Here is a 19,212-nt window from a genome sequence, read left to right as displayed (position 1 = left end):
CAATGGTGGGCAGGGAGGAGCACGCCATGCAGGACGAACCCGCACCCTTCGAAACGCATCAGGTCGGCAACCAGCCGCCCGAATTCGGTCCCCGTGATCTGTGGGCCGATGACCAGGTCCTGCGCGAGGGCGTCGCGCGACAGGGCGCGGCCGCCTTCGTGTCGGCCCTGGTCGACTACGGCACGCTGGCCGGCGGCGAGCTCTACGCATTGGGTTTCGACGCCAACCGCGACAGGCCGCGGCTGAGAACGCATGACCGCTTCGGCCAGCGCATCGAGGTGGTCGAGTTCCACCCCGCGTATCACCGCTTGATGGACGCGGCCAAGGCGGGGGGCGTGGCCGGCCTGTCGTGGACGGCGCAGGCCCCCGGCGCGCACGTGGCCCGCGCCGCGCTGAGTTATCTGCATCACCAGGCCGATGCCGGCACCAGTTGCCCGCTGACCATGACCCACGCGGCCGTGCCGGTGCTGCGCCAGGCACCGGCGCTGCGGGCGTGGGCCGATAAGGCCGCCGCCCCGCACTACGACCCGCGCGATATTCCTATCGCCGGCAAGGCCGGGATCACCCTGGGCATGGGCATGACCGAAAAGCAGGGCGGCTCGGACGTGCGCAGCAATGCCACGGTCGCCACGTCTAATGGCGGGGAAGACGAATACACGCTGGTCGGGCACAAGTGGTTCTTTTCGGCACCCATGTCCGATGGCTGGCTGGTGCTGGCGCAGGCGCCGGGCGGGCTGAGCTGCTTCCTGCTGCCGCGACGTCTGGCCGATGGCAGCCTCAACGCGCTGCGCCTGATGCGGCTCAAGGACAAGCTGGGCGACTGGTCCAACGCCTCCAGCGAAGTGGAATTCACCGGCGCGATGGCCCATCGCATCGGTGCGGAGGGGCGCGGGGTGGCGACCATCATCCAGATGGTCATGCTCACCCGACTGGACTGCATGCTGGGCGCCACCGCCGAGATGCGCATGGCGCTGGCGCACGCGGTGCACCATGCCCGTCATCGCCGCACCTTCGGCAAGGTGCTGGTCGAGCACGCGCTGATGCGCAACGTGCTGGCCGACCTGTCGCTGGAATGGGAAGCCGCCCTGGCGCTCTGCCTGCGCGTGGCAGGCGCGGTAGATCGCGCGCCGACCGATCCGCACGAGGCCGCGCTGGCGCGGGTGGCCACCGCGATTGGCAAGTACTGGATCTGCCGGCGCGCGCCGGCCTTCGTCAACGAGGCCCAGGAGTGCCTGGGCGGGGCCGGCTATGTGGAGGAATCGATCCTGCCGCGTCTGTTCCGGCAGTCGCCGCTCAACGGCATCTGGGAAGGCAGCGGCAACATCCAGTGCCTGGACGTGCTGCGCGCGCTGGCGAAGGAACCGGCGTGCATGCAGGCCCTGCGGTCGGAACTCGACGCCGCCCGCGGCCTGAACCGCGATTACGACCAGCAGCTGGAGGTGCTGGCCTCGCAACTCGCCAACGGAGCGCCGGCCGAAGCGGGTGCGCGCCTGCTGGTGGAGCAACTGGCGCTGTTGCTGCAAGCCAGCGTCTTGCTGCGCGACCAGAGCCCCGCCGCACCGCTGTTCTGCCGCTCACGCCTGGGCCGCGCGCATGGGTTGGCGATGGGAACCTTGCCCGCGGATGCGGATTTCGATCCGTTGATTGAGCGCGCGTTACCCTAAAGCAGAGCGTCAGCGCTCGAGAATCCACTCGCGCATGCCATCGATGTCGCCGGGGTCAAGTTCGGTCAGAAGTGCGGCGATGGCGATGTTTCCTGAGGCTGCCGCACTGGCGGCGAGTGCGCTCGAACAGAGTTCTGGGCTGGGGGGCATCGCGGCGATGGTCTGTGCCGCCAGGGCTGGCAGCATGTTCAACGCTTTGAAGTAAGCCCGCTCTAGTTCCGGGGGAATGTCGACGTCGCGCTCGTTCCGCGCGATTTCGATGCTTGCGGGCAGCAGGAAATAGCTGAAAGTGGCGCGCTCTGGCGCTGAGTGGAGCGCTTCGACGATATGAGGAAGCGCCGCGAAAGAAGCCGGATATACATCGCCTTGATGGCACAGTGCGCTCCAGAGCGAATGCCACGGCTCTGCATTTGGGTCGCTGTCGTCCGGGAAATCACGTAGTCGCCTGACAAGCGCCGGGATGTCCTCGGCACTGCCATAGGCGTGCTGGAATCGGATCCAGTCTGTCGAATCAAGCGGGATCAAGGGCTTGATCGCTTCATCCGCGGCTCACCGGCCAGCGCCGACACCCTTGGCCATCGCCCGCGACCCGGTCAGGATCATCCGCAGCATGGTCGAGAGCTGTTCGATCAGCTCCGGGTCGCGCTCGGGCGGCAGGTCCATGGCATTGGCGCCGGCGGCGAAGACCAGGCGGGTGATCGCCTTGGACACCAGGGCCGGCTCGTGCAGGGTCGCGCCATCGGCGGCGGCCAGGCGCACCAGATCGACCTTCAGCTCGTCCTCGAAATAGGTCAGCTCGCGTTCGACGGCGGCCTTGAACGCATCCGAGCCGACCATGCCTTCACGCAGCAGCACATGCAGCAGCTTGTCGTCGGCGCGCAGCTGTTCCATGAAGGTCTCCACCGACAGGCCGATCACGCTGCGGTCCGCCCGCAGCGCGCGGCGCCGGGCCTGGCCGATGATCTGGCGCAGCGAGCTGCCGGCCAGGTCGATCAGGGCCACGGCCAGTTCGTCCATGTCGCGGAACTGCCGATAGAAGCTGTTTGGCGCGATCCCGGCCTCGCGGGTGACCTCGCGCAGGCTCAGTGAGGCCAGGCTGCGATGCGGGCCCACCAGGCGCAGGGCCGCCGCCAGCAGATCCTGCCGCGAGATCGCGGCTCTGCGGACCGGCGAGGTGTCTTCGGCGGTCGGGTCGATGGCGGCGGGCTCCGTGAAAGGCATTGCAGTTTCCTCGGCCTGGTGGGGCAGGCCGATGAATCATAGCCTCATCGCGAATATACAATTGTATAGACATGCGTTCTCACGTCTGTATAGTGCATGTCATGAGTGCCATCACCGCCCGCCGTTCCCGTCCCGCCCCTCGCCAGCCCCTGCGTCTTGCACGCGGACTGGTGGAGCCGGCGGTGTTCGATTTCTGGGCGTCCCGGCTGCATCCGCTGTGGACGTGGGAGCGCCCGCTGGCGCGTCTCAAGGCGCGTCACCAGGCGGCCGAAGGCGCGATGACGCTGGTCCTGCAGGCCAATCGGCATTTCACCGGGCTGCGCGCGGGCCAGCACATCAACCTGGGCGTGGAGATCGACGGCGCGCGCGTCACCCGCAGCTACAGCCCCAGCAGGGTGGACGGTCGCCGCATCGAGATCACCGTGCGCGCGGTCGAGGGCGGCCGGGTCAGCCAGTACCTGTGCCAGCAAGCGCGCATCGGTGAGGTGTTCGAACTGGGCGCGGCCTTCGGTGCGATGACGCTGCCGGCCGCGGTCCACGGCGCCTGGCTGTTCCTGGCCGCGGGCAGCGGCATCACCCCGCTGATGGCGATGCTGCGCGACCTGGACGCCTCCGGCATGCCGGTCGAATTGGACCTGGTGTACTGGGCGCGGACCCGCGCCGAGGTCTGTTTCGCCGAAGACCTGCAGGCCATGGCCGCACGCCATCGTGGCCTGAAGGTGCACCTGCGCCTGACCCGCGAGACGCAAGCTCAGGCGGCGCCGCGCATCGACCAGACAGACCTGGCCGCGCTGGTGGCCGAACTTCCGCGCCGCCAGGTGTTCGCCTGCGGCCCGCATGGCTTCGTGCAGGACGCGCACGCGCAGTTGGAGGGCCGCGTCACCCGGTTCGAGGCCGAGGCGTTCACGCCGCCGCAGGCGCTCCCGGGCGAAACCGGCACGGTGGACGTCACCCTGTCACGCAGCGGGCGCACCCTGACCGTTGCCCGCGACACCTCGCTGCTGGAGGCGCTGGAAGCCCAGGGCCTGCGTCCGGCGTCCGGCTGTCGCATGGGCATCTGCAACACCTGCGCCTGCACCAAGCGCGCAGGCATCACCCGCGATACCCAGTCCAACGCGCGTTCGGGTGAGCCCGACGCCACCGTGCGCTTGTGCATCAGCGCCGCGTCCACCGACCTGACCTTGGATCTGTAATGGCCCACAAGAACCGCCCTCTGTCCCAGGAGGAACTGCAGCGCTTCGGCGACGAACTGGACGCGTTGCGTGCGCGCATCGTGGCCAAGCTGGGATCCCCCGACGCCCGCTACATCCGCCGCGCCGTGGCCGCCGTGCGCTGGACCGGTGCGCTGGGCCGTCTGGCGCTGTTCGCCGGCGCGGTGGGTGGCGCCTTCCTGCCGCTGCTGCTGTGGCCGGCCTGCATCGCCGGCACGCTGCTGCTGGCGCTGTCCAAGATCCTGGAGAACATGACCGTCGGCCACAACGTGATCCACGGTCAGTACGACTGGATGGGCGATCCGCAGCTGCACAGCCGCACCTACGAGTGGGACATCGTCGCCACCAGCGAGAACTGGCGCAAAACCCATAACTTCCGCCACCACACCTACACGAACGTGCGCGGCTTGGACGATGACATCGGCTACGGCCTGCTGCGCATCTTCCCCGAGCAGCGCTGGAAGCCGTTCAACCTGCTGCAGCCGCCGATCGCGGTGATCTTCTGCCTGCTGTTCGAGTGGGGTGTGGCGATCCAGGACCTGCGCCTGGGCCGCGTGTTCGCCGGCAAGATGACCTTCAAGCAACTGCGTGCGCAGTTCCGGCCGGTAGGGCGCAAGATGCGCCGGCAGATGATCAAGGACTACCTGATCTTCCCCGCGCTGGCCGGCCCGTTCTTCCTGCCGGTGCTGCTGGGCAACCTGGTGGCCAACGTGCTGCGCAGCATCTGGACCTACGTGGTGATCTTCTGCGGTCACTTCACCGCCGAGGCCGAAACCTTTCCCAAGGATTGCGTGCGTAATGAAAGCCGTGGCCATTGGTACCTGCGCCAGCTGCGTGGCTCGTCCAATATCAGCGGCGGCAAGGTCGTGGACGTCCTGACCGGTGACCTGAGCCACCAGATCGAGCATCACTTCTTCCCCGACATTCCGGCCAACCGCTACAGCGACATGGCCGTGGAGGTGCGCGAGATCTGCGCCCGGTACGGCCAGCACTACAACACCGGCTCGTTGTTCAAGCAGTTCGGTCAGGTGGCCTGGCGCATCCTGCGTCATTCCCTGCCCAGCAAGCCGCGTCGCGCGCGCGCGCTGGTCCAGGCGCCAGCGGTCGGCTGAACGAACGACCCTGGCAGGACGGCGGGGCTTCATGGCGCAGCCAGTCGGGGTGCGCTAGCGTGGCTGGCATTCCATACGGGGAGTTCCGTCATGCGCAACAGGACCTACCTGATCGCCCTCGTCGGCGTGGTGGCCTACGGCGTCATCGGCCTGGCCGCTGCGCAGCAGCTCAACCAGCCCAAACAAGTAGAGCCGTTCGAGCCGGTCAGCAGCGCTGAATCGACCAGCGCTTCCTCCAATGTGTTGCCCGCGCCGCAGCAGCGGGTGAAGTCCGGAGTGCGGGCGAGTGCCAGCGATCGGGCCACCCCCTCGCCGATGAGCGCGAAGGGGCCGGCCAACGATGTCGCGCGGCCTGGCCAGCCTTCCAGCATCACGCCCAAGGCGCCGGTCAAACCTCTGCGGGTCACCGATGCGCAGGGGCGCGTGGTGGCCGGCGCGGTGATGGTGGGGGACAACCGGGTAATGGATCCCAGGACCGGCCGGATCTATTCCACCGTTCCGGACGGTGACGGGCAGCGCATCATCCAACCGACCAAGCCGTGAGCGGTCGATCACGCGGCAGAAAATGAAAAAGCCCGGCGTTGCCGGGCTTTTTCGTGGGTCTGGATGCAAGCCGTGACTCAGTCGGCCTTGGCGTCCAGCCCGCGCTTTTCCAGCAGGGGCTGGATCTGCGGGCCGTGTCCGGCGAAGTCCCGGAACAGTTTCAGCGCGTCCTGGCTGCCGCCCTGGGACAACAGCGTCTTGCGGAAGTGATCGCCGTTGGCGCGGCTCAATCCGCCATGCTGGCGGAACCACTGCTCGCTGTTGGCAGCCAGGACCTCGGACCAGATATAGGCGTAGTAGCCGGCCGAGTAGCCGCCCATGATGTGGCTGAAGTACGGCGTGCGGTAGCGCGGCGGCACCGGCGCGTAATCGGTCCCGTTGGCTTTCAGCGCGTCGGCCTCGAAGGCCATCACGCCGGCGGCCGGCGGCACCTGCTCGGCGGTGATCTGGTGCCAGCTCTGGTCCAGCATCGCCGCGCCCAGGTACTCGGTGGTGGCAAAGCCCTGGTTGAACTTGGACGCGGCGATCACCTTGTCCAACAGCGCCTGCGGCATCGCCTCACCGGTCTGGTAATGCTTGGCGTAGTGCTTGAGCACGGCCGGATAGTCCGCCCACATCTCGTTGACCTGCGAGGGATACTCGACGAAGTCGCGCGGCACGCTGGTCCCGGAGAAATAGGGATATTCCACGTTGGAGAACATGCCGTGCAGCGCATGGCCGAACTCGTGGAACATGGTGGTGACCTCGTCCCAGGTCAGCAGCGTCGGCTTGCCTTCCGGCGGCTTGGGGATGTTGAGGTGGTTGGCGATCACCGGCAGGTTGCCGGTCAGGCCGGACTGGGAGACGTAGGCATTCATCCAGGCGCCGCCGCGCTTGGATTCGCGCGCATACATGTCCGAGATGAAGATCGCCAGCGGCTTGCCATCGGCGTCGGTCACGTCGAACACGCGCACCGACGGCTCGTAGACCGGCAGGTCGTGACGCTCCTTGAAGCTGATCCCGTACATCTCGTGCGCGGCATAGAAGACGCCGTTCTGCTGCACGCTGTCCAGCTCGAAGTACGGCTTGAGCTGGGACTCGTCGAAGTCGTACTTGGCCTTGCGCACCTTCTCGGTGTAGTAGGCCCAGTCCCAGGGCTGCAGCTGGAAGCTCGGTTTGCCGGCCGCCTTCTGCTCGCTATCGATCATCGCCTGCAGGTCGGCGCCTTCCTTCTTGGCATTGGCCACTGCGGCCGGCGCCAGCTTGCCGAGCATGTCGTTGACCGCGGCCGGCGTCTTGGCGGTCTCATCCTCCAGCACGTAGGCGGCCCAGGTGGGATAGCCCAGCAGTACGGCCTTGTCGGCCCGCAGCTTCATGATCTTGGAGACGATGCCGGTGTTGTCGAAGGCGTTGCCGCGGCTGCCGCGCGCGACAGAGGCCTCAAACAGTCGTTGGCGCGTGGCGCGGTCGGTGAGCTGCGATTCCGGCGGCTGGCCGGTGGTGTTGAGCAGGGTGATGACGGACTTGCCCTTCAGGCCGCGCTTGGCGGCCTCGGCGGCGGCCCCGTCGATCTGCTCGCGGGTGAAGCCGTCGAGCTGCTTGACGTCGTCGACCACGACCGCCGAATCGTTGACCTCCTTCAGGACGTTCTGACTGAACTGCGTCCCGAGGGCGGCCAGCTGGCTGTTCATGTCCTTCAGACGGACTTTGTCCGCATCGTTGAGCTTGGCGCCGGCGCGCACGAAGTCGGTGTGGTACTTCTCGACCAGGCGCACCGCCTGCGGGTCCAGGCCCAGCGTGTCACGGCTGTCGTAAAGCGCCTGGATGCGCGCGAAGAGCTTGCCGTTCAAGGTGATCGCATCGCGATGGGCGGCGAATTTGCCCGAGTACTCGCTGCGCAGCTTCTCGCGCGCCGGATTGGTGTCGGCACCGACCAGGTTGAAGAACACCGTGGTGGCGCGGTCCAGTTCCTGGCCGCTCTTCTCCATGGCGATGATGGTATTGTCGAAGGTCGGCTTGGCCGGGTTGTCGGCGATCGCCTGGACCTCCTTGAGCTGCTGGGCCATGCCTGCATCGAAGGCCGGGGCGAAGTCGCTGTCCTTGATCTTGTCGAACTGCGGGTAGTGCAGCGGCAGCGGGCTCTCGCTGGCAAAGGGATTGGCGGCCGGGCTGGCAGCCGTCGGCGTGGTCTGGGCGTAGGCGGGCATGGTGGTTCCAAGGGCGAGGGCAAGCGCCAGGGCGAGACGGGTGGTCATGCGGTGTGGCTTCCATGTGACAGGCAGTAGGGCAGGCTAACCCAGTTGCGGTGCGTGCCTACAAATGACCATGGTCATGCAGGCGATGTCGATCCTGTCATTCGCCCGGGTGGTGGTCGTGGGCGTCAGCGCCTATGATCCGCGCCTTGGGAGGAGTTGCGACGCATGCGAGGAGTATTCGAGTATTCGGCGACCGACATCCACGGGCGCGAGCAGCCGCTCGCCGAGTGGGCTGGCTCGGTGCTGTTGATCGTGAACGTAGCGTCGCGCTGTGGATTCACGCCCCAGTACGGTGGTCTGGAACTGCTGTGGCAGCAGTACCGCGACCGCGGCCTGGTGGTGATGGGGTTTCCGTGCAACCAGTTTGGTCAGCAGGAGCCGGGGGACGAGGCGCAGATCCACGAATTCTGCGGGCTCAATTATGCGGTGACCTTCCCGATGTTCTCCAAGGTCCAGGTCAATGGCGCCGATGCGCATCCGTTGTGGAAGCGCCTGCAGCACGACAAGCCAGGGCTGTTCGGCTCCGAACGGATCAAGTGGAACTTCACCAAGTTCCTGATCGGCCGCAATGGCCAGGTGGTCAAGCGCTACGGCCCGCGTCATACGCCATCTTCGCTCGCTGGTGACATCGAGCGCGCCTTGGGGTGACGTGCAGGCGGGGCCGGCCCTTGCCGCTACCGCAGAGGCACGTCGGTGTACCGGAAGCCGTTGTCGGCTGCGCTTCGCATCCAAGGCGCTGCCGTTCCAGAGGACGAATTTCTTGCCGGCGACAACGGGTGTGTCGCGTTCGGTAGCAAGTGGGTGCCTCAGTGGGGCCAGTGCACCGGAGGAATGCCGCGCAACAAGGGGCGCGCGAACAGGTAGCCCTGCTGCAGGTCGATGCCCAACGCGCTGAGCGCCTTGGACTCATCCTCGCATTCGATGCCCTCGGCGACCACCTCGATCCCCAGCTCGGCGCAGAGCGCGGTCAGGTGCCGCGCGATGGCCTGGCGCTTGCGGTCGGTGTGGATGTCGCGGATCAGGTGCATGTCGAGCTTGACCAGGTCCGGTGTGAAATCGGCCAGCAGGTTGAGACCGGAGTGTCCCGCGCCGAAGTCGTCGATCGCCGTCTTCGGCCCGAGTTCGCGGTAGGTCTGCAGGATGTCCAGCAAATGGGCCGGATCCAACATGGCTTCCTGCTCGCTGACTTCGAAGATCAGCGTATCCAGCCCTCGGCCGTGCTGCTGGCAGGCCGCGACGGTGGCGCGCAGGCAATGCGCGGGCTTGTAGACCGCGTTGGGCATGAAGTTGATCGATAGCCGGGTGTCCAGCCCGATCCGTGCGGCCGTGGCGATGGCCTCGGTCCGGCAGACCTGGTCGAAGGCGTAGCGGTTGCTATCGGTGACGGTGGCCAGCACGCTGGCCGCCGACTGGCCTTCGGTACCGCGGACCAGCGCCTCGTGCGCATAGATGGTCCTGCGACTGACCTGGACGATAGGTTGGAACGCCATCGACACCGCGACAGGCAGCGCCGTCCCGTCGCGACAGGCCGAGCAGGTGGGAAGTGCTGACATCTCAGGCCACACCAGGGAGGGGTCTGAGGTCGGTATCGGCCTGCCGGGCTGGATCTTCAGCGCAGATCCGTCACCGCGAAGCGCCGCCGGAAGCGCGGTTCACTTTTCGACGAAGGCGCGCTCGAACACGTAATGGCCTGCATTGCCGATGCGGTGCGACGCCTCGAAGCCACGGCTATCCAGCAGGGTGCGCAGGTCGGCGAGCATCTGTGGGCTGCCGCAGATCATGAACCGGTCGCGCGACGGGTCGATCGGCTCCAGGCCCAGCGTCTGCGCCATCTGGCCATTGCCCAGCAGTTCGGTCAGCCGGCCCTGGTTGCGGAACGGTTCGCGGGTCACCGCCGGGTAGTACAGCAGCTTCTCGCGGATGATTTCGCCCAGGAATTCGTGCTGCGGCAGCTCGTGCTCGAAATAGTCGCGATAGGCCAGGTCCTTCTCGAAGCGCACGCCATGGGTGAGGATCACCTTGTCGAAGCGCTCGTAGGTCTCCGGGTCCTTGATGATGCTCAGCCAGGGCGCCATGCCGGTCCCCGTGCCCAGCAGGTAGAGATGCTTGCCGGGGTGCAGGTCTGAGATCAGCAGGGTGCCGGTGGGCTTCTTGCCGACCAGGACGCTGTCGCCGGGCTTGATGTGCGCCAGGCGCGAGGTCAGTGGGCCGTTGGGCACCTTGATGCTGAAGAACTCGAGCTGCTCTTCCCAGTTGGCGCTGGCGATGGAATAGGCGCGCAGCAACGGGCGGGTCTCGCCTTCCAGCCCGATCATCACGAACTGGCCGTTGTCGAAGCGAAAGCCTTCATGGCGGGTGGTGGTGAAGCTGAAGTAGTCGTCGGTCCAGTGACGGACGTCGAGCACCGTTTCGGTGCCATAAGCGGAAGACATGGGCGAATCGTGTCAGCAATGGGGGGCGTACGGGGCGCAGTATAACGCCCCGATGAGAGTGGTTCTCATCTTTCGACCTGCGAGTACGCATCGCAGACCGCTGGGTTCAGCCGTTGCCGCCTCCACGCGGGCCGCCACGACCGCGGTTGCCGCCACCACCCGGGCGTGGGCCCTTGTTGCCGGCGCGGTTGCCGTTGGGACGGGCCGGGCGCTGACCGTAGGGGCTGTTGCCGCCGGGAGTCGCGTGGTCGGACGGGAACACCGGCGCGTTGCCGGGATGGCCGTAGGGCTTGGCCTTGCGCGGCTGACCCGCGGCGCCGCCACGCGCACCGCCTGGCTTGCCGCCGTAGGGCTTCCTGGCGCCACCGGGCCCGGCGTTGCGGTGCCCGGTCGGGCCGGTGTCCACGCCATCGGGCACATACCAGCTGCGGAACGCGGCCGGGTTGCCGTCCGGCAGCGGCTTGGGGCCCTTGGGGGTGCGCTGCTTGAACGGCTTCTGCGACTGTTTGGCCGCCGCTTCGCCGCTGACGGTCAGGCCGCCCTTGAAGCCGCCCTTGCCGCGGCCACGGCCACGATCCTCGCGCACGTTGTCGAAGCGGCGCAGCTCGCGGCCTTCGTCGGCGATCGTGTTGTGGCCGTTGACGTAGGCATTGCCAGCAGCATGGGCATTGACCTGCACGGCGGCGCGGGCTGCCTTGCGCTGGCCGATCACCGGCTGCAGGGTCAGCGCGGCGGGCGTGCCGTCCTCCAGCTTGAGCGACTTGCGCAGGGCCTGGACCTGTGCATCGGGCAGCTCTTGGGACTGGCCGCGCAGCAGCGGCTGGGGCAGCTCGACGCTGCCGTAGCGGGTGCGCTTGAGGCGGCTGACCTGGCAGCCCTGGGATTCCCACAGACGGCGCACCTCACGGTTGCGGCCCTCCTTGAGCATCACCCGGAACCAGTCGTGCGAATCGGTGCCGCCGATGCGTTCGATCTCGTCGAAGCGGGCCGGGCCGTCTTCCAGTTCCACGCCCTTCTGCAGGCGGTCGACCAGCGCGTCGGACACGGTGTCCTGGCCTTCCGGCGCGCGCACGCGCACGACGTATTCGCGGCCGACCTCGAAGGAGGGATGCATCATCGCGTTGGCCAGCTCGCCGTCGGTGGTCAGCAGCAGCAGGCCGGTGGTGTTGATGTCCAGGCGGCCGATGGCGATCCAGCGCGCGCCCTTGATCGCGGGCAGCGACTCGAACACGGTCGGCCGGCCCTCGGGATCTTCACGTGTGGTGACCTCGCCCTCGGGCTTGTTGTAGATCAGCACGCGCGGCGGTTCGGTCAGCGCGCTGGCCACGAAGCTGCGGCCGTCCAGCTCGACGCGGTCGCCGCTGCCGATGGACATGCCGATCTGCGCGGTCTGGTTGTTGACCTTGACCAGGCCGTCGGCGATGCGCTGCTCGAGCGCGCGGCGCGAGCCCAGGCCGGCCTGGGCCAGCACCTTGTGCAGGCGCTCCTCCAGGCGGGTTTCAGGGGCGGCGGCGGGATCGCGCTTCAGCGACAGCTTGCTGCGGGGGGTGTCACTCATGGTTTCTGCTCCGACGAGACCGGTGCGGCGTCGTCTTCTTGGGGTTGTTGGGAAGAATCTTGGGTGTCGTCGGCATCGCCTGCGTCCTGCGCGATGTCGGCGGGGGTGTCGTCTGCGGGAGATTCCGACGCGAAGGACGCGTCGGCAGTCGCCGTGTCATCAGGGGGAGGGGCCGTCTCCAGGGTGTCCGCCTGTACTTGCACGTCCTGTGCCTCGCCTGCCGACGCTTGCGCGGTGCTGGCGTCGTCGGCCTGTCCTGCATCCTCAACCGGCGTGGCCTGGGTGTCCTCCGGCTGGCCCTCGGCAGCGACCTTGGCGGTGGCCGGGGCGAAGGGCAACTGTGGGTCCAGCTCACCGATGTCCTTCAGCTCGGACAGCGGCGGCAGTTCGTCCAGGCGCTTGAGGCCGAAGTAGTCCAGGAACCCGCGAGTGGTGCCGAACAGCGCCGGCCGCCCGGGGACGTCGCGATGACCGACCACGCGGATCCATTCGCGCTCTTCCAGGGCCTGGATGATGTTGCTGCTGACCGCCACGCCGCGGACCTGTTCGATCTCGCCGCGGGTGATGGGCTGGCGATAGGCGATCAGGGCCAGCGTCTCAAGCGTGGCGCGGGTGTAGCGGGTCTTGCGCTCGGTCCACATGCGGCTGACCCAGCCGTGGACCTCGCCCTTGACCTGGTAGCGCCAGCCGCTGGCCACTTCGACCAGTTCCACGCCGCGGTCGGCGCAGGCCGCGCCCAGTTGCTCCAGCGCGGTGGGGATGGCCCCTTCCGGCGCCGGACGCTGCTCGGGAAACAGTTCCTCGAGCTGGGCCACGGTCATCGGCAGGTTGGCTGCCAGCAGCGCGGCTTCCACGATGCGGTTGACCAGCGCCTGGTCGACGGCGACCGGGGCGGCAGGCATGGATTCTTGATCGAAGGCTTCGTCTTGCATGCAGTTTGATGTCAGGCCGGGCGGTTGCCCGGGCGTTGCAGGTGTCCGGCCGGCGCGCGCGTCATGCGTCGTTGGCCGCGTCCGAATCGTCGAACTCGCTGGAGAACTGCAGCGGCTCGTTGGTGTTGCCCAGCGCCAGCGACTTGACGTAGATCGTCGCCAGCGGCGCCTCTTGCACGATGTCCAGCAGTTGCTCCTTGGCCAGTTCCAGCATGGCCAGGAAGGTGACCAGCACGCCCAGGCGCCCTTCGGCGGCAGTGAACATCGATTCGAAGCGATGGAACTTGCCGTCCTCCAGCTTGGAGAGCACCTCGCCCATGCGCTGGCGCACGCTCAGCGCCTCGCGCTTGATGGCGTGGCCGGTGAACAGCTCGGCGCGCTTGAGCACGTCGTGCAGCGCCAGCAGCATCTCCTTCAGCTCCACCTCCGGCGGGACCTTGATCGCCGCGCGGTCCGGCACGTGGGCGTGGGCCACGGCGGTGTCGCGGTCCTGGCGGGGCAGGGCATCGATGTCTTCGGCAGCCTGCTTGAAGCGCTCGTACTCCTGCAGTCGGCGAACCAGGTCGGCGCGCGGATCGCCTTCCTCGCCTTCCTCCACGGGGGGACGCGGCAGCAGCATGCGCGACTTGATCTCGGCCAGGATCGCGGCCATGACCAGGTATTCGGCTGCCAGTTCGAAGCGCAGCTCCTGCATCACATTGATGTAGGCCACGTACTGGCGGGTGATCTCCAGCACCGGGATATCCAGGATGTCCAGGTTCTGGCGGCGGATCAGGTACAGCAGCAGGTCCAGCGGGCCTTCGAACGCATCGAGGATGACCTCCAGTGCGTCCGGCGGGATATACAGGTCCTGCGGAATCTGCAGCACCGGTTGGCCATGCACCACCGCCAGCGGCATTTCCTGCTGCTGCGGTGCCTGCGGGCTCTCGGTGGAAACGGTCGCGCCAGGCGCGGAGGGCGATGTCATCGGGTCACGGGCTGTGTCGCGTCAACGCTGCGTTCGGGGCCATCCATGACGTGCCAAGCGCCAGGGAGGTCGCGATTGCGAAAGGGTGCGCTCGGATCTTGCGGAACCGGCACGGTTACGGCGGGTCATGCAACCTTGCGTGGCGAAGGGACTTCGCACGTAGGCCCAAGCAGGCACACGCCCATGCGGGAGCGGCGGGCAACTCGGGAAAGAAGGTGGTCTGGCTGCGGAACGCGTCAGGCAGCGCGGGGGTGGTCATCCCGGGCACCTAAGTCGGATCCGGGAGACGGCCGCTGCGGGTCGTCACGTGCCAATCAAGTTCAAAGAGTACGGGCCTGGGGCGCGCCTGTCCAGCATGGGCAGGCGTTCTACAATCCAAGCCCGCTCACGAGAAGAAGCCTGACCGCCATGTGGTACGCCATCGAAGGCCACGATGCCCCCGGTTCCCTGCCACTGCGCCAGTCGGTGCGTCCAGCCCACCTGGCCCGATTGCAGGCGCTGCTCGACGCCGGGCGCCTGCTGGTCGCCGGGCCGTGCCCCGCGATCGATGCGCCGGACCCGGGCCCGGCCGGCTTCAGTGGCAGCATTGTCATTGCCGAGTTCGAATCGCTCGAGCAGGCACAGGCCTGGGCGCAGGGCGACCCCTACATGGAAGTCGGCGCCTACGCTCGCGTCGACGTCCGGCCGTTCCTGAAGGTCTTGCCATGAGCGAGCGGATGGAGCGCATGCGCCGGGCGCTGGAAGCGGGACTTTCGCCTCGGCAGCTGGAGCTGGAAGACCAGAGCCACCTGCATGCCGGCCATGCGGGCGCGCGCGACGGGCGCGGCCACTACCGGGTGGTCGTGGTCAGCGAGGTCTTTGCCGGCAAGGCGCCGCTGGCACGGCACCGGGCCGTGTACGCGGCACTGGGTGACATGATGCAGACCGACATCCATGCATTGTCGATCGACGCGAGGGCCCCGGGCGAAGCATCGCCCCCCTGAACGGGCTTGCTGCCGGCCACGGATGTGGCAGTGCAGCAATTCTGAAAACGCTCTCATCTTCGCAAGCCCTTGATCTGGCGCGTGTTTAACATTCGCCAAACGTAGGGTTTACTCGATTGCGTGGAAACGATTACAGTCCGCGCCCAATCGAACACAGGCATGACCGTGGAGGGCGGACGTGGGTCGAGGTGGCACCATCACCATCAAGGACGTGGCACGCGAGGCAGCGGTCTCGGTGGCCACCGTCTCGCGCGCACTGAACGGCCATGAGAACGTGGCCGAGGACGTGCGCCGCATGGTGCTGGAGACCGCCAAGCGCCTGCGCTACCAGCCGCATGCCGCGGCCCGCAGCCTCTCCAGCCGTAGCACCCAGACCATTGGCGTGGTGCTGCCGGACCTGTATGGCGAGTTCTTCTCCGAGCTGATCCGGGGCATCGACGGCGTCGCCCGTGGCCAGGGTCGGCATCTGCTGGTCTCCAGCTATCACGGTGCCCAGGAAGGGCAGGGAGCCGCCCTGCGTGCGATGCGCGGCCGCGTCGACGGGCTGCTGGTGCTCTCGCCTTATGCCGACCAGCCGGGCTTCCTCACCGACAACCTGCCGGTGGGACTGCCGGTGGTGATGATCAACACTCGGCTGCCCAATGACGTCTATCCGGTCCTCAATGTCGACAATCACGGTGGCGCGTTGGCGATGATGCGCCACCTGATCGGCGCCGGGCACCGACGCATCGCCTTCATCGGGGGGCCGCAGGGCAATTTCGACGCCGCCGAGCGCGAACGCGGTTACCGCGACGCGCTGGCCGAGCTGTTGCCTGGCACCCGTGCGTGGATCGTGCCGGGCAACTTCGACGAGGCCTCGGGCATGGAGGCCGGAACCGCCCTGCTGAAGGCCGAGGCGCGGCCGGATGCGGTCTTCGCAGCCAACGACGTAATGGCCCTGGGTTGTCTGTTCGCCTTCAACGAGGCCGGGTTGCAGGTGCCACGCGACATCGCACTGGCGGGCTTCGACGACGTGCCGCTGGCGCGCTTCGTTCATCCCACCCTCACCACCATGCGCATCAGCATTGCCGAGCTGGGCGCCAACGCCATGCAGCGGCTGCTGCACGACATCCAGGCCGGCGGCCAGCCGTGGCCTGAACCAGACCCCCTGACCCCCGAGCTGGTGGTGCGCAATTCGGCACCCACCAGGGAAGGGGCCGTCCGCGCCTGAGCGCGCGGAATTTTCCTTCGCAGCACTTCGCTGTTCTTGACCACCCCCAATGACGTTTGGGCAAGCCCTGGGAGGGCAGACGCATGACGCAACCACGACGCAATTCCACCCGACCCGCCCGCAGGCTGTTGACCTGCGCCCTGGCCAGCTGCCTGTTGCTGGGAGGCGCCCAGCTTGCCAACGCTCAGTCGACCGCCGCCACGCTGCGCGGCCAGATCAGCGGCGCGGCCGAAGGCACCACGGTGACCGCCACCAACACGGCCACCGGCTTCAGCCGTAGCGTGTCGGTGAGCGCCGACGGCAACTACTCGGTGGCCGGCCTGCCGCCGGGCACCTACAAGGTCGATGTGGTGGCCAATGGCGCGGCGTCCTCGCAGAACGTGACTCTGCAGGTCGGACAGACGGCCACGTTGAACATGGACGGCGGGGCCAGCACGGCGGTGACGCCCGGCGGCGATGCGACCAACCTGGACGCCGTGCAGGTGACCGCGCCGGCGCTGATCGAGTCCAAGACCTCCGAGGTGGCCACCTATGTCACCCAGCGCCAGATCGAATCGCTGCCCCAGACCTCGCGCAACTTCCTGGCTTTCGCAGACACCGTGCCGGGCATGAAGTTCGAGACCAATCCTAGCGATGGCTCGACCAAACTGCAGTCCGGCGCCCAGAGCGCCAACAACATTAATGTGTTTGTCGATGGCGTGGGTCAGAAGAACTATGTCCTGCAGGGCGGCATCACCGGTCAGGACTCCAGTCGCGGCAATCCATTCCCGCAGGCGGCCATCGGCGAGTACAAGGTCATCACCTCCAACTACAAGGCCGAGTACGACCAGCTCTCCAGCGCCGCGGTGACCGCGGTGACCAAGTCGGGCGGCAACGAGTTCCACGGCAACTTCTTCTGGGACTACACCAACGCGGACTGGCGTGAGAAGAAGGAGATCGAGAAGGGCCCGGACGCGGAGAAGGTCTACTCGCGCGACGAGCAGTACGGGGTCTCCTTCGGCGGCCCGATCGTGAAGGACAAGGCGCACTTCTTCTTCGTCTACGAAGGCAAGGACTACATCTCGCCCAAGGACATTTTCCCGGGCAGTGGCTACGACGTGTCCGACCTACCTGCCAACCTGCAGGACCAGGTGGGAAGCAGCAATGTGCCGTTCCATGAAGACCTGTACTTCGGCAAGCTGGACTGGTCGGTCAACGAGAACAACCTGCTGGAGTTGACCACCAAGGTGCGCGACGAGACCGGCGTGGCCAATGTGGGCGACCAGACCGCCGCCAGCGCGGGCACCGACCAGAACGTCAAGGAAACCCGGGTGGACTTGCGCTGGCAGCTCACGGCCGGCGACTGGCTCAACGATGCGCATCTGACCTACGAAAAGGCGACCTTCGAGCTGGCTCCGCAGAACTTCGGCAACGGATACGTGCTGACCGATGGCGCGGGCGTCACCGGTAACGTCATCTTCCGCGCCGGCGCCGGCGCCGGTGGCTTTCAGGACAAGGGCCAGGACGGTTACTCGTTCCAGGACGATCTGACCTACTCCGGTCTTGAGGACCACACCTTCAAGATGGGCGTGAAGTACAAGCAGATCAAACTGCGGACCACCGAGCAGCAGCCGTACAACCCGCAGTACTACTACGACATCAACCGCAACACCGACATCCCTTACACCATCAGCTTCACCTCGCCGCTGGCCGGCACGAACGGCGGTTCGGTGGAATCGGACAACAAGCAGTTCGGCATCTATTTCCAGGACGACTGGCGCGTGACCGATCGCCTGGAACTCAACCTCGGCCTGCGCTGGGATTACGAGAAGACGCCGAGCTACCTGGATGCAGTGACCGATCCGGGCGTGGTGGCGGCGATCTACGGCCAGGACCCCAGAGCGCCGGTCGGGCAGAGCTACGCCGACACGCTCGCGCTGGGCGGTGTGGATATTTCCCACTACATCAGCACGGGCAACAATCGAAAGGCGTTCAAGGATGCCTGGCAGCCGCGCCTTGGCTTTTCCTATGACCTGAGCGGCGACGAAAGCCATGTGCTGTTCGGCGGTGCGGGTCGTTCCTACGACCGCAACATCTTCGATTACCTGGCGCTTGAGCAGACCAAGGCCACCTTCCCCAGCTATATCTACAGCATCAATACGCCGGGCCATGCCTGTACGCCGGGCGTGGGCACCTGCCTGGACTGGGATGAATCGCTGCGCGACCAGACCACGCTGAATGCGTTGGTGGCTGGTGCGCCAGGCCTTGGGCGCGAAGTCGATCTGCTCGCCAACAACCTGAAGGTGCCGTACTCGGATCAGTTCAGCATCGGCATCCGCGATAGCTTCGAGCTGATGGGGCACCAGTGGAACAGCTCGGTGGCCGTCCAGCGCATCGTGTCCAAGGACGGCTTCGCCTTCCTGCTGGGCAACCGCCGGCCGGATGGCAGCTTCTTTGAGCCGGGCGCGATCTCCGAGTCACCGTTCTCTTACGGTGTGCCGGGCTACGGCTCGCTGCTGCTGGGCACCAACGGCATCGAAAGTCGCAACAACTCGCTGCTGGTCGGGCTGGACAAGCCGTACTCGGAGTCCTCCCCGTGGAACTTCAACGTCGCCTATACCTTCAGTGATGCCGAGGAGAACCGTCAGTTCGGCGAGCATTACGCGCTGGATTACCCAACCCTGGCCGGCTACGGCTGGTTCTCTTCCGGTGGTGTGGCCAAGCACCGCCTGGTGCTGAGCGGCATGGTCGACGGCCCCTGGGACACGCAGGTATCGGGCAAGCTGGTGCTGGCCACGCCCGAGCCGGTCTATGTGCGCTACTGCCCGAATGGGCCTGATGGCAACGACATCGTCACCCAGTGCGTGACGCGCCAATACAAGTCCGACAGCACGCTTGGCTACAAGCAGCTCGACCTTGCACTGCAAAAGATCTGGGATACCGGCACCGACGTGAAGCTGCGCATGCGCGCCGACATCCTCAACGTCTTTGACTGGGAAAACTACGACAGCTACAACGTCGACTTCGACGCGGGCACGGCGAGTGGTGTGAACCAATATGTCACTCGCACCTTCAAGCTATCGCTCGGGCTGGACTGGTAACCTTGATCCTCCCCGGCTGGCCGTTTGCCGGCTGGGGAGGTTTCCCGTACACCCTTGATCTGCGC

At 66.7% G+C, this 19,212-nt stretch carries 17 protein-coding genes; 9 read left to right on the top strand and 8 right to left on the bottom strand.

What is annotated here, in order from left to right; genetic code table 11:
• Window positions 1-26: 26 nt before the first annotated feature.
• Window positions 27-1,664: an acyl-CoA dehydrogenase family protein gene (locus PJ250_RS18545; RefSeq protein WP_271646086.1), complete on the top strand. Its 1,638-nt coding sequence runs from the start codon at window positions 27-29 to the stop codon at window positions 1,662-1,664.
• Between the two features lie 9 nt (window positions 1,665-1,673).
• On the opposite strand, the gene PJ250_RS18540 is transcribed toward PJ250_RS18545, so the two are convergent.
• The gene (locus PJ250_RS18540) at window positions 1,674-2,189 is read right to left on the bottom strand and encodes a hypothetical protein (RefSeq protein WP_271646085.1); all 516 of its coding nucleotides are present in this window, start codon (window positions 2,187-2,189) and stop codon (window positions 1,674-1,676) included.
• 24 nt (window positions 2,190-2,213) lie between these two features.
• Complete coding sequence (fabR, locus tag PJ250_RS18535; RefSeq protein WP_271646084.1) at window positions 2,214-2,885, bottom strand: HTH-type transcriptional repressor FabR; 672 nt, start codon at window positions 2,883-2,885, stop codon at window positions 2,214-2,216.
• Window positions 2,886-2,986: 101 nt separating this feature from the next.
• On the opposite strand from fabR, the gene PJ250_RS18530 reads away from it, so the two are divergent.
• The 3 genes from PJ250_RS18530 to PJ250_RS18520 all read left to right on the top strand — a co-directional run bounded on the left by PJ250_RS18530 (window position 2,987) and on the right by PJ250_RS18520 (window position 5,751).
• Window positions 2,987-4,078 (top strand): ferredoxin reductase, encoded by a 1,092-nt coding sequence (locus PJ250_RS18530; protein ID WP_271646083.1) that lies wholly within the window; start codon window positions 2,987-2,989, stop codon window positions 4,076-4,078.
• Window positions 4,078-5,208 (top strand): fatty acid desaturase family protein, encoded by a 1,131-nt coding sequence (locus PJ250_RS18525; RefSeq protein ID WP_271646082.1) that lies wholly within the window; start codon window positions 4,078-4,080, stop codon window positions 5,206-5,208. Before PJ250_RS18530 ends, PJ250_RS18525 begins: the two co-directional genes overlap by 1 nt.
• 90 nt (window positions 5,209-5,298) lie before the next feature.
• On the top strand, window positions 5,299-5,751 hold the full coding sequence (locus PJ250_RS18520) for a hypothetical protein (RefSeq protein WP_271646081.1): 453 nt from the start codon (window positions 5,299-5,301) through the stop codon (window positions 5,749-5,751).
• Window positions 5,752-5,828: 77 nt separating this feature from the next.
• Here PJ250_RS18520 and PJ250_RS18515 read toward each other — a convergent pair whose 3' ends face one another.
• Complete coding sequence (locus PJ250_RS18515) at window positions 5,829-7,985, bottom strand: M3 family metallopeptidase (protein WP_271646080.1); 2,157 nt, start codon at window positions 7,983-7,985, stop codon at window positions 5,829-5,831.
• A 165-nt stretch (window positions 7,986-8,150) separates the two neighbouring features.
• On the opposite strand from PJ250_RS18515, the gene PJ250_RS18510 reads away from it, so the two are divergent.
• Window positions 8,151-8,633, top strand: coding sequence for a glutathione peroxidase (locus tag PJ250_RS18510; RefSeq protein WP_271646079.1), 483 nt, complete (start codon window positions 8,151-8,153; stop codon window positions 8,631-8,633).
• 158 nt (window positions 8,634-8,791) lie between these two features.
• Here PJ250_RS18510 and PJ250_RS18505 read toward each other — a convergent pair whose 3' ends face one another.
• The 5 genes from PJ250_RS18505 to PJ250_RS18485 form a co-directional block, all read right to left on the bottom strand.
• Window positions 8,792-9,538 (bottom strand): EAL domain-containing protein, encoded by a 747-nt coding sequence (locus PJ250_RS18505; RefSeq protein ID WP_271646078.1) that lies wholly within the window; start codon window positions 9,536-9,538, stop codon window positions 8,792-8,794.
• Between the two features lie 99 nt (window positions 9,539-9,637).
• Window positions 9,638-10,417, bottom strand: coding sequence for a ferredoxin--NADP reductase (locus tag PJ250_RS18500; protein WP_271646077.1), 780 nt, complete (start codon window positions 10,415-10,417; stop codon window positions 9,638-9,640).
• Between the two features lie 106 nt (window positions 10,418-10,523).
• Window positions 10,524-11,975, bottom strand: a complete 1,452-nt coding sequence (locus PJ250_RS18495) for a pseudouridine synthase (protein WP_271646076.1) — start codon at window positions 11,973-11,975, stop codon at window positions 10,524-10,526.
• Window positions 11,972-12,877, bottom strand: a complete 906-nt coding sequence (scpB, locus tag PJ250_RS18490) for an SMC-Scp complex subunit ScpB (RefSeq protein ID WP_271646075.1) — start codon at window positions 12,875-12,877, stop codon at window positions 11,972-11,974. The genes PJ250_RS18495 and scpB overlap by 4 nt, the downstream gene beginning before the upstream one ends.
• 91 nt (window positions 12,878-12,968) lie before the next feature.
• Entirely contained in the window at window positions 12,969-13,874 is a 906-nt protein-coding gene (locus tag PJ250_RS18485) for a segregation and condensation protein A (RefSeq protein WP_271646074.1), read from the bottom strand.
• A gap of 408 nt (window positions 13,875-14,282) precedes the next feature.
• On the opposite strand from PJ250_RS18485, the gene PJ250_RS18480 reads away from it, so the two are divergent.
• The 4 genes from PJ250_RS18480 to PJ250_RS18465 all read left to right on the top strand — a co-directional run bounded on the left by PJ250_RS18480 (window position 14,283) and on the right by PJ250_RS18465 (window position 19,147).
• Window positions 14,283-14,582, top strand: coding sequence for a YciI family protein (locus PJ250_RS18480; protein WP_271646073.1), 300 nt, complete (start codon window positions 14,283-14,285; stop codon window positions 14,580-14,582).
• Window positions 14,579-14,857, top strand: coding sequence for a BolA family protein (locus PJ250_RS18475; RefSeq protein WP_271646072.1), 279 nt, complete (start codon window positions 14,579-14,581; stop codon window positions 14,855-14,857). Before PJ250_RS18480 ends, PJ250_RS18475 begins: the two co-directional genes overlap by 4 nt.
• 178 nt (window positions 14,858-15,035) lie before the next feature.
• A complete protein-coding gene (locus PJ250_RS18470) occupies window positions 15,036-16,067 on the top strand; it encodes a LacI family DNA-binding transcriptional regulator (protein ID WP_271646071.1) in 1,032 nt (343 codons plus the stop codon).
• An 83-nt stretch (window positions 16,068-16,150) separates the two neighbouring features.
• Window positions 16,151-19,147 (top strand): TonB-dependent receptor, encoded by a 2,997-nt coding sequence (locus PJ250_RS18465; RefSeq protein WP_271646070.1) that lies wholly within the window; start codon window positions 16,151-16,153, stop codon window positions 19,145-19,147.
• Window positions 19,148-19,212: the final 65 nt, after the last annotated feature.

Origin of the sequence: Pseudoxanthomonas sp. JBR18, from assembly GCF_028198165.1 — a bacterium.
Lineage (GTDB): Bacteria > Pseudomonadota > Gammaproteobacteria > Xanthomonadales > Xanthomonadaceae > Pseudoxanthomonas_A.
This window is presented reverse-complemented; position numbering and strand designations above follow the sequence as displayed.